Below are 14,263 nucleotides of genomic sequence, written 5' to 3'. Positions count from 1 at the left end.
GGCGCAAGGCCCCCGCCAGTATCGCGACCTGAATCAGAACTTGTAGCCGAGACCGACCATGTACACCCAAGGGTCTACGTCCACGTCGACCTTGGTCTTGCCAACGCCCAGGGCGTTGGGGCCATCGACGGTCGCCTTGGTGTCGAGGTCGATGTACCAGACCGAGGCGTTGAACAGCAGGTTATCGGTCAGCATGTAGTCCATGCCCAACTGGCCGGCCAGGCCCACCGAATCCTGCAGCTTCAGGTTGCTGAAGCCCTGCTGTTTGCGTGCACCGCTGAGGTCTTCGTCGAAGAACATGGTGTAGTTGATACCGATACCGGCGTACGGCTGGAACTTCGAAGTAGGCGCCATCGGGTAGTACTGCAACGACAGGGTCGGTGGCAGGTGCTTGATGTCGGCCAGTTTGCCGTCCAGGCCCGGGCCAAGGCCTTTGACGGCCACGGTGTGGTTGAACGGGGTGGCGGCCAGCAGCTCGACGCCGATGTGGTCGGTGAGCATGTAGGCGAAGGTCAGGCCCAACTGGGTGTCGCTGTCCAGGGTAGCCTTGGTGCCCGAAACCTTTGCGCCATCGAGCTTGAGTGCGCCGCTGTCTTCGTTCGGATCTACCGTGGCGGCACCGGCGCGGATGATGAAATCACCCGCCTGGTGGGCGTTGGCAACAGGGGCTGCGAGCGCCAAGGCAACGAGTGCGGCGCCGAGCAAGGACTTGTTCATGGAAGCTCCCAAAGGACGTGAAAATTTTGTGAAGTCCAATGGTACGAAGACGCATAAACAGAAAGTTTGACCCAGCTCAACGAAGCGTGTGTACGACTTCGAAACAGTTCTCACTTCAGCTCATAAGCGTAGATTTTCTCGGCTTCCATCTGGTATCCGGCATCGGCCAGCTCGCTGCTGGAGGCTCTAACTTGCATCTTTCCCTCGATCCAGTAGGGCTGGTAGAGGTCTTCGACGCGTACGCCCATCTCACTGAAAATATGCACGATCTGGTTCGAGGGCGGAGGCGGCACGTGTATGCAGGCGCCGTAGTAAGGCACCAGCAGGAATTCGGTGGTGCGGCCTTCTTCGCTGACTTCCAGCGGCACGATATAGCCGGGCAGTTTGATCAACTGGCCGTCCAGTTTCTTGACCACGGGAGCATTGGGCGCTTGCTGGCGCGCTGCCGGGGCAGATTCGGCGGACAGTGCATCGCTGAGCTGCGACATGTCGTGCAGCGGGGCGAGTTGTGGCGGGATGACCGGTGCGCCCTCGGGGATGAGCGCGGGCCAATCCAGCTCGCGAGGTTCCGAGGCCCAGGCAGGCGATGCCAGCCAGAGCAGCACAACCAGTAGAAGTTGTGCTGCTCTGGCCGGCCTGTTCGCGGGTTTACCCGCGAAGAAGGCGGTGAGGTTCCTGGTCATGGTAGGCACTCAGAGGTGAATCGACAGACCGTCGGCGAGCGACTGCCGGTAGGCGCGCCAGGCGGGCACACTGCCCATCAGCAGCGCGGCAACGAGGATGATAGCCAGCAACGTCCACTCATGCGCACTTGGCCAGGCCAGCGGCAGGTAGAGGCCGTAGTTGGCCTGCACATAACCCTGGGCCAGGGCTATACCGGCATAGAGCAGACCAAGCCCAGCAGCGATGCCCGCCACGGCGAGGGCGAATGCTTCGAGCACCAGCAAGCCGGCAATGTGCCAAGGGCGCGCGCCAACCGAGCGCAGAATCGCCATCTCCCGGCGCCGTTCGTTGAGGCTGGTGAGAATGGCGGTGAGCATGCCAATCAGCCCGGTCAGCACGACGAACAGCGACACCACGAACAAGGCCTGCTCGGCCGTGCCCATGAGGCTCCACAGCTCTTGCAGCGCCACCCCAGGCAGAATCGCCAGTAGCGGCTCATTGCGGTACTCGTTGATTTCGCGTTGCAGGCTGAAGGTGGCGATCTTGTTGTTCAGGCCCAGCATGAAGGCGGTGATTGCGGTGGGCTGCAGGTCCATACCACGTGCCTGCTCGGCGCTGATGCGTCCGGCGCCCCTGGCAGGGACACCGTTGTGCCAGTCGATGTGGATAGCTTCCATGCCGCCGAGGCTGATGTGCAGCGTTCGGTCCACGGGAGTGCCGGTGCGTTTGAGCACACCCACCACAGTGAAGGGCTTGTCGTCATGCTTGACCAGGCTGATCGCGGCCACCCCGTGGGCCAGCACCAGCTTGTCACCCAGCTTGTACTGCAGGGCCTCGGCGACTTCGGCTCCGAGCACCACTTCGAACGGGTCGTCGGCGAACGCCCGACCCTGGCTCAGTTCCAGATGTTGGCGGCGGCCATATTGGTAGTGGCTGAAGTAGTCGCCGGTGGTGCCCATCACCCGGTAGCCTCGGTGCGAGTCGCCCAGTGAGATGGGGATGGCCCATTTCACCCGAGGGTCCTTGGCGTAGTGCTCGAAGCTGTCCCAGCGAATGTTGTTGGTGGCATTGCCAATGCGGAACACCGAATACAGCAACAGGTTCACCGAGCCCGAACGGGCACCGACGATCAGGTCGGTGCCGCTTATGGTGCTGGCGAAACTGGCGCGGGCTTCGGTGCGTACTCGTTCGACGGCCAGTAACAGGCACACTGACAGGGCAATGGCAAAGGCCGTCAGGAAGGCGGTGAAACGACGGTTGGCCAGGCTGGCCAGGGCAAGGCGAAGCAGGTACATCAGGCCTCCCGGGGCTTGGCGGCGCGGTTGAGTTCGGTCAGCGACAGGTGTCGGTCGAACAGGGGGGCCAGGCTTTGGTCGTGGCTGACGAACAGCAGGCTGGAACCCGCTGCCCGACATTCGTCGAACAGCAGGCGAATGAACGCCTCACGGGTATCGGCGTCAAGCGCCGAAGTGGGTTCGTCGGCGATCACCAGTTCAGGTTGGCCGATCAATGCCCGGGCTGCGGCGACCCGTTGTTGCTGGCCGATCGACAGGCTGCCCGCGCGGCGAGCGAGCAAGGCCGGGTCGTCCAGGCCCAGGTGGGCCAGCAGTGAGGCGGCGGCTTGGCTCACGCTACCGTGGCGCTCCATCGCACGTTTGGCGCGGCTTTGCGAGAAGCGACAGGGCAGTTCGACGTTTTCGCGCACCGAGAGAAACGGCAGCAGGTTGAACTGCTGGAAGATATAACCGGTGTGGTCGACCCGGAACCGATCGCGGGCCCCTTGGCCCAGGCCGGAGAGGTCTTGCCCGAGTAGGCGGATGCTGCCTTGGCCGGGTTGGTTGACGCCACCCAGCAGCCCCAGCAGGGTGGTCTTGCCACTGCCGCTGGGGCCTTTGAGGAACAACGCCTCGCCGGTATCCAGGCGCAATGCCGGGATATCCAGCAAGGGCGGCTGCCCTGGCCAGGCGAACACCAGGTCATGCAGTTCGATCAGCGCCTGGCTCATTCAGAATGCAACCACGGCCTTGGCGGGAGTGGTTTCCAGGCCTTTCTGGCCATCAGGGCCGATCAGTTGCACGCTGATCTTCTGGGTTTGCGGGAAGGCCTTGAACAAAGGGCTCAGGTCAATCTGGGAAAGCTTGTCGGGGTTCGCGCAGCTCAGTTGATAGTGGGCGTTGACGTCGGCGTGCTGGTGCGCGTGTTCATGGGCATCGCCCTCGTCATCGGCATGGGCGGCATCGCCGAACAGCGGGCTCTCCAGTTCCTGCGCTTCTTCCTTGCAGCCGGCGGCTTGCGCCAGGCCGAAGAGCTTCAGGGGCTGTTCGAGCTGCTGGCGAGCGGCGGCGACCTTGGCTTTGTCGGCGTCGGTGTTGGCGGTGTGCTCGAAGCCGACCAGGTTCATCGCCGGGCTGTCCAGTTCCAGCTCAAGGGTGTTGCCGTCGAGCACGGCGTTGAGCTTGGCCACCCCATGCTCGTGGGCGCCGAGGCTGCCGTGGGCGTGATCGTGGTCATGATCATGGTCATCGTGGGCATGGACCACGGCCAGGGGCAGCAGGGCGAAGGGCAGGGCAAGCAGCAGGCGACGCATGGACGACTCCGGGAGCGGGTTGAAGTTTAAGTTATGTTATAACAAGTTCTCTGCGAGTCGCCAGCCTGCGTGGCGCAGGTTTCATGTTGCGGTAGCATGGGGCATTGACTTGGGTTCAAGGAATGCATCATGAGAATTCGCGGACAGATCGGCGACTGGCCGGTGGACCTGACTATCGAGTTGGATCCGGCAGAATGGGCGCAGTTGGGGGGGCAGGTCGAGGCGCAGGTACAGGGCACAGCCTCGCCTGCGCCGACAATGTCGACACCGCGTCAGGATGACGGCCAGTGGGCTGTGGCGCTTGATGTATTGCGCCAGGCTGGGCAGATGTCCGGGCCTGATTTGTTGGAGAGCCTCACGGGGTTGGCCGGCAGTGCCGCAGCAGGCAAGAAGCTGCTGGTGCGGTTGAGGCACTCTGCTCAGGTACGCGTGTTGGCGGGAGAAGATGCGCCACTGTACTGTTGGCAGGAAGATGCAAGCGAGCAGCTTTGAGCACTATCCGGTCTGATATCAACTGACATTATTACCAGTTTATGTTGAGTGTCCGAAGGTGTCGAATGGGTAGGTCTTCGAACAGGAGGGCCTGCCATGGACACCGGAATCGACGAAGCGGGACAACATTACGACTTGCGCGGTTGGCGCATGCACTTTGTTTTCAATGTTGAAAAACTAAACGCCCTCCTGCTGCGCTACTACGAGAGTCGGCCTGACAGTGCCAACAATGACGCCCTGGATTTTGTCCATCAGCGCCCCAGTGGCTGGCTGAGGATATGCTGTGTGTTGGGCAGTCCACTGCTGGAGTTTCCAACCGGCAATGGTGATTCGATCAATGTGACAAGGCGTTTTGTGTCCTACACCAGCTACGAGTTTCAGAGAGCGTCGGGGGCGAATCAGGCTGAGCTGTTTGAGGTCGTTGCCGGCAGCCGGAATGAGCGCATGGCGCTGTTTCAGACCTTCAAGCTGGACCAGTGCGTCGGGACCTATAAATACAACGATAACGCCGTCTTTACGCTGACGGAGGGTTCCGACTTTTCTGTCGGATTATTGGGAGGGCAAGGGCGCGACACAGAGGCGGGCCTGCCATTCAAGATTCGTTTCGCCAACCTTCCTGCGGGTGAAAAAAATGTTGTGCTGCCCAAGACCGCGGATGTTAGCTACGGGCGATGGTTGATGCAGGATCTACGTTTCCATCTGCGAAGCGTTGAAGGCCAGCTTGTAATGTATATCGCCAGTTCTGATGAGGCCAACGGGTCATTTCCTGGCAGTAGGAACACCGGGCGCGACGAAGTGTCGGTTACGGACGAGAGTCTATTGGGTCAGTGCTACCTGGATGTCAGAAACATTCCCGAGGCAGGTTACTACGGGCTAGATTTCGAGCACTTTGCCCAAATACTATTCCCTCGTGGATATGTGAAGTTTGCCGGGATGATTTGGGGGGCTCCGGGCAATACGGTTGCTGAAGCCAGATTGGTTGACTTGCAGGTCAAGGGCGCTGATGCATTCGCAACAGAGAATGCCGCTTATTCTTCGCATGTGAATCCTTTGGTCCGTATCGTCCCTGCGGGGAGTGTCGGCCAGCGATTGGTGCTAAACACAGTCAACCTTGGCACACCGGTCTGGCAGTTTGCTTCGGAAACTATAGGGCAGCTTGTTCCTGACGGCCGCACGTGCACTTACGTCCCGCAGGGCGATGGCGATGTGATCTACGGGGAAAGTCCGCTCACCCGGAAGGATGCAGCGTTGCATACTTCGTTGAAAAGAAATCCCGTTGATATTGTCCGAATTATAACGGGCTTCACGCTACTTCCCTATTACTCGACCATTGTCGTGCTCAATGCCAAACCGACTCATTACTTCAAGCTCGCCATTGTCGGCGGCAAACTGCAGATGACGTTCTGTTATGAGCCGTGGGGGGGCGGAGAAACCGTGGTAGCGCCGGAACTTACCGACTGGAAAGTGCTGGCAGGGGACGGGAAAGTGTCGGACGGCATTTTCACGCCTGGCGTCATCAACAGGTTTAGCGTGGTACAGGCAATTCACCGTGATCCGATCTACATGCAGTTCGCGGTGATCATCATTCCCGTGCCGATGCTGACAGCCGCTGAATTCGTGGCCATGCGCAATGGTGGCTGATGTCAAAAAAGTGAAGGGCAGGTAGCTGCTGCGCTATCTGCCCCTGCCTTTCGGGTGCGGTGCAGGTCAGAACATCGCCGCCGACAACTTGCGACGATAAACGCCAACCAATGGATGGTCACTCCCCAGCAACTCGAACACCTGAAGCATCGCCTTCTGCGGCAACCCGTTCTCGTAACCACGGTTGCGCTGGAACAGCTTCAACAGCCCGTCCAGGGCGGCTTCGTACTGCTGACGTGCCAGTTGCTGAATGCTCAGCTGGTAGGCGGCTTCGTCATCCTGCGGGTTCTGCGCCAGTCGGCTCTTGAGCTCGGCGACTTCTGGCAGGCTGGTCGCTTGGCGCAGGAAGGTCAGCTGGGCCTTGGCGCCGGCCAGTGCGGCCTTGTGCTCGTCGGTCTTGACCGCGTCAAGCACCACTTCGGCTTCGCCCAACTCGCCGCGCTCGGCCAGGCAGCGGGCATAGAGGATCAGCGCTTGGGCATTGCTGTTGTCTTCACCCAGCAGTTGCTTGAGCTGCGCTTCGGCTTCGGCGAAGCGGCTCTCGGCAAACAGCGCCTTGGCCAGTTCCAGCGGGGAGGCCGTCGGTGCGGCGGGCATTTGCACGTGCGGTTCGAGCATGGCGCGGATCGCCGATTCTGGCTGGGCACCGGCAAAGCCGTCGACCGGCTGGCCGTCCTTGAACAGCACCACGGTCGGCAAACTGCGGATGCCGAACTGGGCAACGATCTGCTGTTCGACATCGCAGTTGATCTTGGCCAGCAGCAGCTCGCCCTGGTAACCCTCGGCGATCTTCGCCAGCAACGGCATCAGTGCCTTGCAGGGCGCGCACCATTCAGCCCAGAAATCGACCAGCACCGGCTTGTGGAAGGAATTTTCGATGACCAGTTGCTGGAAGGTGGCATCGGTGGCATCGAAGATATACGGCGTTTCCTGGCTCATCGTAACTCTCGCAAATCGGTCAATGGGCTCACTATAAAGGCTCGCGACTGGCGTGGTACAGGCTGACCCTGCGGAATTCGTGCGGCTCGGCCAGGTCTGGCAGTGTCAGGGCTTCGAGTACGCCCAACTGGCGATACAGCGGGTGGCTGAAGTCGCGCACGCGCGAGTCGGCCACCAGCGCCTGTCGGCCCCGCCCCAGAAAGGCGTCCAGCAGAGGCAAGTTGGCGCGGTCGTAGAGCACGTCGGCGACCAGAATCAGGTCGAAGCGGTCGTCTTCGCCGAAGAAATCGCTGCTGTAGCCCAGCTCGACGCCATTGAGTGCGGCATTGGCGCGGCAAGCGTCCAGTGCCAATGGGTCGAGGTCGCAGGCGACCACTTCCAGGGCGCCGGCACGGGCGGCAGCGATCCCGGCAATGCCTGAACCTGCGCCGAAGTCCAGCACGCGCTTGCCTGCCACCCACTCAGGCCGCTCGGCCAGGTAGCGGGCCATGGCCAGGCCGCTGGCCCAGCAGAAGCTCCAATAGGGCGGGTCTTCGAGGATCCGCCGGGTTTCCTCGCTGCTGAAGGCGCGGTCCATGTTCTGCTCGTCGATCAGCCAGAGCTTGAGCTCGCAACCCGGCAGGTCGGTGACGATCAGGCGTGCTTCGCCGATCAGGCCGCTCAGGGCCTGTTGCAGGTGTTGCGGCGCCATCTACGGCGCCTTCTTGAAACGCAGTGGGCCGGTGGCCTGGGTTTGCGCCTGGGTGATGCGCACCGGCGGCAGGTGCAGGATCAGTTGCCCTGACTGACTGGCTCGACCGCGCAGCTCGACCCGCGCGCCGGTGGGAAAGACTTCGGGGTTGAAGCGCAGTTGATAAGGCAGGGCCTGGCCGGTGCCTGTCAGGGTGCTGCTGGCCAACAACTGTTGTGGACGGTCACGTTCGTCGATCACCAGTAAGGCCAGTTCGACGTCGGCGCCGGCAGGAATGTCCAGCAAGGTGCCGCTCAATTCACGCTGGTAGGCCGGCAACGGACCCAGTGGTTCGGCCTTTTTCGTCACCTTGGCCGGTGTGGGCGCGGGGGGCTGTTCGGTCTTGGGCCGTTCGCTGCTGCAGGCGGCGAGCAGGGCGGCGCAGCACAGCACGGCGAGCGCTCGAAGATGCATGGGGTCGTCCTTCACGGGCAGAATTGAATGGATGTTAACCCCTTTGGCTTGTCTTGCCAGTGCAATGCGCTACCATGGCCCTCCCTTTTTTTGTTGCCTGCCACCATGCACTGTCCCTTTTGCGGTGCCAACGACACCAAGGTCATCGACTCGCGCCTGGTCGCCGAGGGCGAACAGGTGCGTCGCCGGCGCGAATGCGTCGCTTGCGGCGAGCGTTTCACCACCTTCGAAACCGCCGAACTCGTGCTGCCTCGGCTGATCAAGCAGGATGGCACGCGCCAGCCCTTCGATGAAGAGAAGCTGCGGGCCGGCATGCAGCGCGCGCTGGAAAAACGTCCGGTCAGCGTCGAGCGCCTGGAAGCTGCGCTGGCGCACATCAAGAGCCGTTTGCGCGCCACCGGCGAGCGTGAGGTCAAGTCACTGGTCGTGGGTGAGTTGGTGATGGCCGAGCTGCGCAAGCTCGACGAAGTCGCCTACATCCGTTTCGCCTCGGTCTACCGGCGGTTCCAGGATCTCGACGAATTCCGCGAAGAAATCGACCGACTGGCCCGCGAGCCAGCTAAAGAGTAAGCATGCCCAGCCAGACCGCGATCCTCGACGCCCATTACATGGCCCGTGCCCTGGAACTGGCCCGCAAGGGCGCCTACACCACGCACCCCAACCCACGGGTGGGCTGCGTCATCGTGCGTGACGGCGAGGTGGTGGGTGAGGGCTGGCATGTGCGCGCCGGCGAACCGCATGCCGAGGTGCATGCCCTGCGCCAGGCTGGCGAACGTGCCCGTGGTGCCTGTGCCTATGTGACCCTCGAACCCTGCAGCCACCATGGCCGCACCCCGCCGTGCGCCGAGGCCTTGGTCAAGGCAGGCGTCGCCCGGGTGGTGGCGGCCATGCAGGACCCGAACCCGCAAGTGGCTGGACAAGGCCTGCGCCGTCTGGCCGAGGCGGGTATCGAGGTCGCCAGCGGTGTGCTTGAAGGCGAAGCGCGGGCGCTCAACCCCGGTTTTCTCAAGCGCATGGAACATGGGCTCCCGTTCGTCAGGGTCAAGCTGGCTATGAGCCTGGATGGTCGCACCGCCATGGCCAGTGGCGAGAGCCAATGGATCACTGGCCCGGCCGCCCGCTCGGCGGTACAGCGCCTGCGCGCCCGCTCCAGCGTGGTGTTGACCAGCGCCGCCAGTGTGCTGGCCGACAATGCCCGCATGACCGTGCGCGGCGACGAGCTGGGACTGGATGCCGAAACCACCGCCCTGGCCCTGAGCCGGCCACCCCTGCGTGTACTCATCGATGGCCGCCTGCGCCTGCCGCTGAGCGCTCCATTCTTCCAGGCCGGCCCCGCGCTGGTGGTGACCGCTGTCGCTGAAGACCCGCGTTATGCCGCTGCCGGCCATGAGCTGCTGTGCCTGCCAGGCGAGAATGGCCAGGTCGACCTGCCCGAACTGCTGCGCACCTTGGCTGCCCGCGGCGTCAATGAGATCCTGCTGGAGGCGGGCGCCGGCCTGGTTGGCGCCTTCGCCCGGCAACGACTGATCGACGAGTACCAATTGTTTGTCGCCGGTACCTTCCTCGGCTCCCAGGCCCGCCCTCTGCTGGACTGGCCATTGGCGAAAATGAGCGAGGCGCCACGACTGAAGATCACTGAAATGCGTGCTGTGGGCGATGACTGGCGGGTCACGGCCATCCCCTTGCCGCCGCCCGGCGTATAATGCCGGGCTTGCCCTGCGCAACCCGTTCCTGAGGAAGACCCCATGTTCACCGGTATCATCGAATCCATCGGCACCATCCGCAGCTTGACCCCGAAAGGCGGCGACGTGCGCGTCTACGTCGAGACCGGCAAGCTCGACCTGGGTGACGTCAAGCTCGGTGACAGCATTGCCGTCAACGGCGTGTGCCTGACCGCCGTCGAGCTTCCGGGCGACGGTTTCTGGGCCGACGTCAGCGTCGAGACGCTCAAGCGCACCGCGTTCATCGACCTCAAGAGCGGCAGCAAGGTCAACCTGGAGAAAGCCCTGACCCCGACCACCCGCCTAGGCGGGCACCTGGTCAGTGGCCACGTCGACGGCGTCGGCGAGATCATTTCGCGCAGCGATAACGCCCGCGCTATCCAGTTCCGCGTGCGTGCACCGAAGGAGCTGGCCAAGTACATCGCCCACAAGGGTTCGATCACCGTCGACGGCACCAGCCTGACGGTCAACGAGGTCAATGGCGCCGAATTCGAGCTGACCATCGTCCCGCACACCCTGTCCGAAACCATCATGGCCGACTACCGTGCAGGTCGTCGGGTCAACCTTGAGGTCGACCTGCTGGCCCGTTACCTGGAGCGTCTGCTGCTGGGTGACAAGGCTGCCGAGCCGAGCAAGGGCAGTGGCATTACCGAAAGCTTCCTGGCCGCCAACGGCTTCTTGAAATCCTGATTGAGAAGGGGGTGCCGAGTGGCGCTCAACAGCATCGAAGAACTGGTAGAAGACATCCGCCAGGGCAAAATGGTCATCCTCATGGACGACGAAGACCGTGAGAACGAAGGCGACATCATCATGGCCGCCGAGTGCTGCCAACCCGAGCACATCAACTTCATGGCCAAGCACGCCCGTGGCCTGATCTGCATGCCGATGACCCGCGAGCGCTGCGAAACGCTCAAGCTGCCGCTGATGGCGCCGCGCAACGGCTCGGGCTTCGGCACCAAGTTCACCGTGTCGATCGAGGCCGCCGAAGGTGTCACCACCGGCATCTCCGCCGCCGACCGCGCGCGTACCGTGCAGGCTGCCGCCGCCAAGGACGCCAAGGCCGAAGACATCGTCAGCCCTGGCCACATCTTCCCGCTGATGGCCCAGCCGGGCGGCACCCTGGCCCGTGCTGGCCACACTGAAGCGGCCTGCGACCTGGCGCGCATGGCCGGTTTCGAGCCTAGCGGTGTGATCTGCGAAGTGATGAACGACGACGGCACCATGTCGCGTCGCGCCGAGCTGGAAGTGTTCGCCGCCGAGCACGGCCTGAAGATCGGCACCATCGCCGACCTGATCCACTACCGCATGATCCATGAACGCACCGTGCAGCGTGTGTCCGAGCAGCCAATCGAGAGCGAGCTGGGCCAGTTCAACCTGGTCACCTACCGCGACGCGGTGGAAGGTGACGTGCACATGGCCCTGACCCTGGGCAAGATCTGCGCCGAAGAGCCGACCCTGGTGCGGGTCCACAACATGGATCCGCTGCGCGACCTGCTGATGGTCAAGCAGCCGGGCCGCTGGAGCCTGCGTGCGGCCATGGCCGCGGTGGCCGAGGCGGGCAGTGGCGTGGTGCTGCTGCTGGGCCACCCGCTGGACGGCGATGTGCTGCTGGCCCACATCCGCGAAAGTGCAGGCGATGTGCCGGCCAAGGCGCCGACCACCTACAGCACCGTGGGGGCCGGTTCGCAGATCCTGCGCGATCTGGGCGTGCGCAAGATGCGCCTGATGAGTTCGCCGATGAAGTTCAATGCGATATCCGGATTCGATCTGGAAGTTGTAGAATACGTGCCCTCCGAGTGACTTGAAGCGGCATTGACGCCCTTCTGCTCGAGTCCAAACCCTCCCGAGGCCGCCTGCGCGCGGCCTCGCTCTTGAAGATGAGAACATCGGAATGACCCTGAAGACCATCGAAGGTACCTTCATCGCCCCCAAAGGTCGCTATGCTTTGGTGGTTGGCCGCTTCAACAGCTTCGTCGTCGAAAGCCTGGTAAGCGGTGCAGTCGATGCCCTGGTTCGCCATGGCGTCAGCGAAAGCGACATCACCATCATCCGTGCCCCGGGCGCGTTCGAAATCCCGCTGGTGGCTCAGAAAGTTGCCCAGCAAGGGGAATACGACGCGATCATCGCCCTGGGCGCAGTGATCCGTGGCGGTACCCCGCACTTCGAATACGTGGCGGGCGAATGCACCAAGGGCCTGGCCCAGGTGTCCATGGAGTTCGGTGTACCGGTCGCCTTCGGCGTCCTGACCGTCGATTCCATCGAGCAAGCCATCGAGCGTTCCGGCACCAAGGCCGGTAACAAAGGTGCTGAAGCTGCCCTGTCCGCACTGGAAATGGTCAGCCTGCTGGCGCAGTTGGAGGCCAAGTGATTAGCGACGAAAGCGATCGTTTCAACCCGCGCGATCCAAAACCTGCGGATGCCGGCAAGCCATCGAAGAGCGCCAAGCGCCGCGAAGCCCGCAAGCTCGCGACCCAGGCCCTGTACCAGTGGCACATGGCTCAGCATTCGCTGAACGAGATCGAGGCACAGTTCCGGGTCGATAACGATTTCTCCGATGTCGACGGCGCCTACTTCCGCGAAATCCTGCACGGGGTTCCGGCGATCAAGGGCGAGATCGACAACGCCCTGGCACCTTGCCTGGATCTGGCACTGGAAGAGCTCGACCCGGTCGAGCTGGCCGTGCTGCGCCTGTCCACCTGGGAGTTCATCAAGCGCGTCGACGTACCGTACCGCGTGGTGATCAACGAAGGCGTGGAACTGGCCAAGGTCTTTGGCGCCACTGACGGCCACAAGTTCGTCAACGGCGTGCTGGACAAGCTCGCTCCGATCCTGCGTGAAGCAGAAGTCAAGGCGAACAAGCGCTGATCCTGGCGCTGTCGGGCCATGGGTGAGTTCGAGCTGATCAACCGCTTCTTCGCTGCTGCGTCCTGTGCGCAAGGCGGCGAAGGTGTGGTGTTGGGCATTGGCGACGACTGCGCACTGCTTAGCCTTTTCCCAGGCGAGCAAATGGCGGTGTCCACCGACACGCTGGTCGCCGGGGTGCATTTTCCCGCTGTCTGCGATCCTTGCCTGCTCGGCCAGCGTTCGCTGGCGGTGGCAGCCAGCGACCTGGCGGCCATGGGGGCAAAGCCGATCGGCTTCACCCTTGCCCTGACCTTGCCCGATGTAGGCCCTGATTGGCTCGCGGCGTTTGCCGAAGGCCTCAGCCGCATGGCCCATCGTTGCGGCATGAGCCTGATCGGCGGCGATACCACACGAGGCCCCTTGAGCATCACCGTGACCGTGTTTGGTAGTGTGCCTGCTGGCCAGGCCCTGCGCCGCAGTGGCGCAAGGCCGGGTGATGTGCTGTGCGTCGGCGCAGCGTTGGGTAACGCTGCAGGTGCCTTGCCGCTGGTACTGGGCGAGCGTGTGGCGCCGGTCGAGCTGGCAGCGCCGTTGCTGGGCCATTACTGGTCGCCGATGCCGCAGCTCGAGCTGGGGCAGTTGCTGCGGGGGCACGCGACGGCGGCATTGGACATTTCCGATGGCCTGCTCGCCGATTGCGGGCATATCGCCAAGGCCTCCGGTGTCGCGATCGAGGTGAACCTGGAGCAGGTCCCCATGTCTTCTGCTTTGCAGGCCTTCCTTGGCCAGGACGCAGCGCGGCGAGCGGCGCTTACCGGTGGCGACGACTATGTGCTGGCGTTCACCTTGCCGCCCGAGGCGCTTTCATCCCTGCAGGGCCGTGTAGCGGTGCACGTCATCGGCCGGGTACTCGAGGGCGAAGGCGTGACGCTGCGTGATCCGCAGGGCCGAGACATCACCCCCGTGCAGCGGGGTTATCAACATTTTAGGGAGACACCGTGACCGACCACCCCAACCAGGTGCCAGCGGAGTTCGTTCCGCCATCGGTCTGGCGCAACCCGTGGCACTTCATCGCCTTCGGCTTCGGTTCCGGCACGCTGCCCAAGGCACCGGGTACCTGGGGTTCGCTGGTGGCCTTGCCGTTCATTCCGTTGTGGCAAATGCTACCGGACTGGGGCTACTGGCTGCTGCTGGGCATTACCATGCTGTTTGGCTTCTGGTTGTGCGGCAAAGTCGCCAATGACTTGCGTGTGCATGACCATGAGGGCATTGTTTGGGATGAGATGGTCGGCATGTGGATCACCCTGTGGCTGGTGCCTGAAGGATGGCAGTGGCTGCTGGCGGGGTTCTTGATGTTCCGCTTCTTCGACATCCTCAAGCCGTGGCCGATCCGCTGGATCGACCGTCATGTGCACGGCGGTGTGGGGATCATGCTCGACGATATCCTGGCTGGCGTATTCGCCTGGCTGGGCATGCAGGTTCTGGTGTGGGTGGTGGCCTGACAGGGAGTACGCG

At 62.9% G+C, this 14,263-nt stretch carries 18 protein-coding genes; 10 read left to right on the top strand and 8 right to left on the bottom strand.

What is annotated here, in order from left to right:
• Positions 1 to 33: 33 nt before the first annotated feature.
• From VXM67_RS24290 to VXM67_RS24270, 5 genes are all read right to left on the bottom strand, one after another.
• Positions 34 to 717 (bottom strand): OmpW family outer membrane protein, encoded by a 684-nt coding sequence (locus tag VXM67_RS24290; RefSeq protein ID WP_023382601.1) that lies wholly within the window; start codon positions 715 to 717, stop codon positions 34 to 36.
• A gap of 110 nt (positions 718 to 827) precedes the next feature.
• Positions 828 to 1,400, bottom strand: coding sequence for a DUF3299 domain-containing protein (locus tag VXM67_RS24285; RefSeq protein WP_049818789.1), 573 nt, complete (start codon positions 1,398 to 1,400; stop codon positions 828 to 830).
• Between the two features lie 9 nt (positions 1,401 to 1,409).
• Positions 1,410 to 2,675: an ABC transporter permease gene (locus VXM67_RS24280; RefSeq protein WP_023382599.1), complete on the bottom strand. Its 1,266-nt coding sequence runs from the start codon at positions 2,673 to 2,675 to the stop codon at positions 1,410 to 1,412.
• Positions 2,675 to 3,385 (bottom strand): ABC transporter ATP-binding protein, encoded by a 711-nt coding sequence (locus VXM67_RS24275; RefSeq protein WP_023382598.1) that lies wholly within the window; start codon positions 3,383 to 3,385, stop codon positions 2,675 to 2,677. The genes VXM67_RS24280 and VXM67_RS24275 overlap by 1 nt, the downstream gene beginning before the upstream one ends.
• The gene (locus tag VXM67_RS24270) at positions 3,386 to 3,967 is read right to left on the bottom strand and encodes a DUF2796 domain-containing protein (RefSeq protein WP_027907539.1); all 582 of its coding nucleotides are present in this window, start codon (positions 3,965 to 3,967) and stop codon (positions 3,386 to 3,388) included.
• Between the two features lie 129 nt (positions 3,968 to 4,096).
• Between VXM67_RS24270 and VXM67_RS24265 the strand changes: the two genes are divergently transcribed.
• On the top strand, positions 4,097 to 4,459 hold the full coding sequence (locus VXM67_RS24265) for a hypothetical protein (RefSeq protein ID WP_023382596.1): 363 nt from the start codon (positions 4,097 to 4,099) through the stop codon (positions 4,457 to 4,459).
• A gap of 96 nt (positions 4,460 to 4,555) precedes the next feature.
• Positions 4,556 to 6,100 (top strand): hypothetical protein, encoded by a 1,545-nt coding sequence (locus VXM67_RS24260; RefSeq protein ID WP_023382595.1) that lies wholly within the window; start codon positions 4,556 to 4,558, stop codon positions 6,098 to 6,100.
• A gap of 66 nt (positions 6,101 to 6,166) precedes the next feature.
• Here the strand turns inward: VXM67_RS24260 and trxA are convergent, their stop codons facing one another.
• From trxA to VXM67_RS24245, 3 genes are read right to left on the bottom strand one after another with little or no spacing between them, the layout of a single operon-like run.
• Positions 6,167 to 7,039, bottom strand: coding sequence for a thioredoxin (trxA, locus tag VXM67_RS24255; protein WP_023382594.1), 873 nt, complete (start codon positions 7,037 to 7,039; stop codon positions 6,167 to 6,169).
• 31 nt (positions 7,040 to 7,070) lie between these two features.
• Complete coding sequence (locus tag VXM67_RS24250; protein ID WP_023382593.1) at positions 7,071 to 7,730, bottom strand: methyltransferase; 660 nt, start codon at positions 7,728 to 7,730, stop codon at positions 7,071 to 7,073.
• Entirely contained in the window at positions 7,731 to 8,183 is a 453-nt protein-coding gene (locus tag VXM67_RS24245) for a YbaY family lipoprotein (protein ID WP_023382592.1), read from the bottom strand. It abuts the gene before it with no gap.
• 105 nt (positions 8,184 to 8,288) lie between these two features.
• Here VXM67_RS24245 and nrdR point away from each other — a divergent pair, with 105 nt between their 5' ends.
• The 8 genes from nrdR (at position 8,289) to VXM67_RS24205 (ending at position 14,250) form a co-directional block, all read left to right on the top strand.
• A complete protein-coding gene (nrdR, locus tag VXM67_RS24240) occupies positions 8,289 to 8,753 on the top strand; it encodes a transcriptional regulator NrdR (protein WP_008092351.1) in 465 nt (154 codons plus the stop codon).
• 2 nt (positions 8,754 to 8,755) lie between these two features.
• A complete protein-coding gene (gene ribD, locus VXM67_RS24235; RefSeq protein ID WP_202675666.1) occupies positions 8,756 to 9,886 on the top strand; it encodes a bifunctional diaminohydroxyphosphoribosylaminopyrimidine deaminase/5-amino-6-(5-phosphoribosylamino)uracil reductase RibD in 1,131 nt (376 codons plus the stop codon).
• A gap of 42 nt (positions 9,887 to 9,928) precedes the next feature.
• Positions 9,929 to 10,594 carry a riboflavin synthase gene (locus VXM67_RS24230; protein ID WP_003255399.1) on the top strand — a complete coding sequence of 222 codons (666 nt, stop codon included), beginning with the start codon at positions 9,929 to 9,931 and terminating at the stop codon, positions 10,592 to 10,594.
• Positions 10,595 to 10,612: 18 nt separating this feature from the next.
• Positions 10,613 to 11,704 (top strand): bifunctional 3,4-dihydroxy-2-butanone-4-phosphate synthase/GTP cyclohydrolase II, encoded by a 1,092-nt coding sequence (gene ribBA, locus VXM67_RS24225; RefSeq protein WP_023382590.1) that lies wholly within the window; start codon positions 10,613 to 10,615, stop codon positions 11,702 to 11,704.
• 91 nt (positions 11,705 to 11,795) lie between these two features.
• Positions 11,796 to 12,272, top strand: a complete 477-nt coding sequence (gene ribE / locus VXM67_RS24220) for a 6,7-dimethyl-8-ribityllumazine synthase (RefSeq protein ID WP_008092356.1) — start codon at positions 11,796 to 11,798, stop codon at positions 12,270 to 12,272.
• Positions 12,269 to 12,769 (top strand): transcription antitermination factor NusB, encoded by a 501-nt coding sequence (gene nusB, locus VXM67_RS24215; protein WP_023382589.1) that lies wholly within the window; start codon positions 12,269 to 12,271, stop codon positions 12,767 to 12,769. The genes ribE and nusB overlap by 4 nt, the downstream gene beginning before the upstream one ends.
• 18 nt (positions 12,770 to 12,787) lie before the next feature.
• Positions 12,788 to 13,750, top strand: a complete 963-nt coding sequence (gene thiL / locus VXM67_RS24210; protein WP_023382588.1) for a thiamine-phosphate kinase — start codon at positions 12,788 to 12,790, stop codon at positions 13,748 to 13,750.
• A complete protein-coding gene (locus VXM67_RS24205) occupies positions 13,747 to 14,250 on the top strand; it encodes a phosphatidylglycerophosphatase A (RefSeq protein WP_023382587.1) in 504 nt (167 codons plus the stop codon). Before thiL ends, VXM67_RS24205 begins: the two co-directional genes overlap by 4 nt.
• Positions 14,251 to 14,263 lie beyond the last annotated feature (13 nt).

The organism is Pseudomonas sp. Rh2, assembly GCF_040762985.1.
In the GTDB taxonomy this organism is placed as follows: domain Bacteria; phylum Pseudomonadota; class Gammaproteobacteria; order Pseudomonadales; family Pseudomonadaceae; genus Aquipseudomonas; species Aquipseudomonas taiwanensis.
Note: the sequence above shows the minus strand (reverse complement) of the source record. Positions and strands in the feature narration are given on the sequence as shown.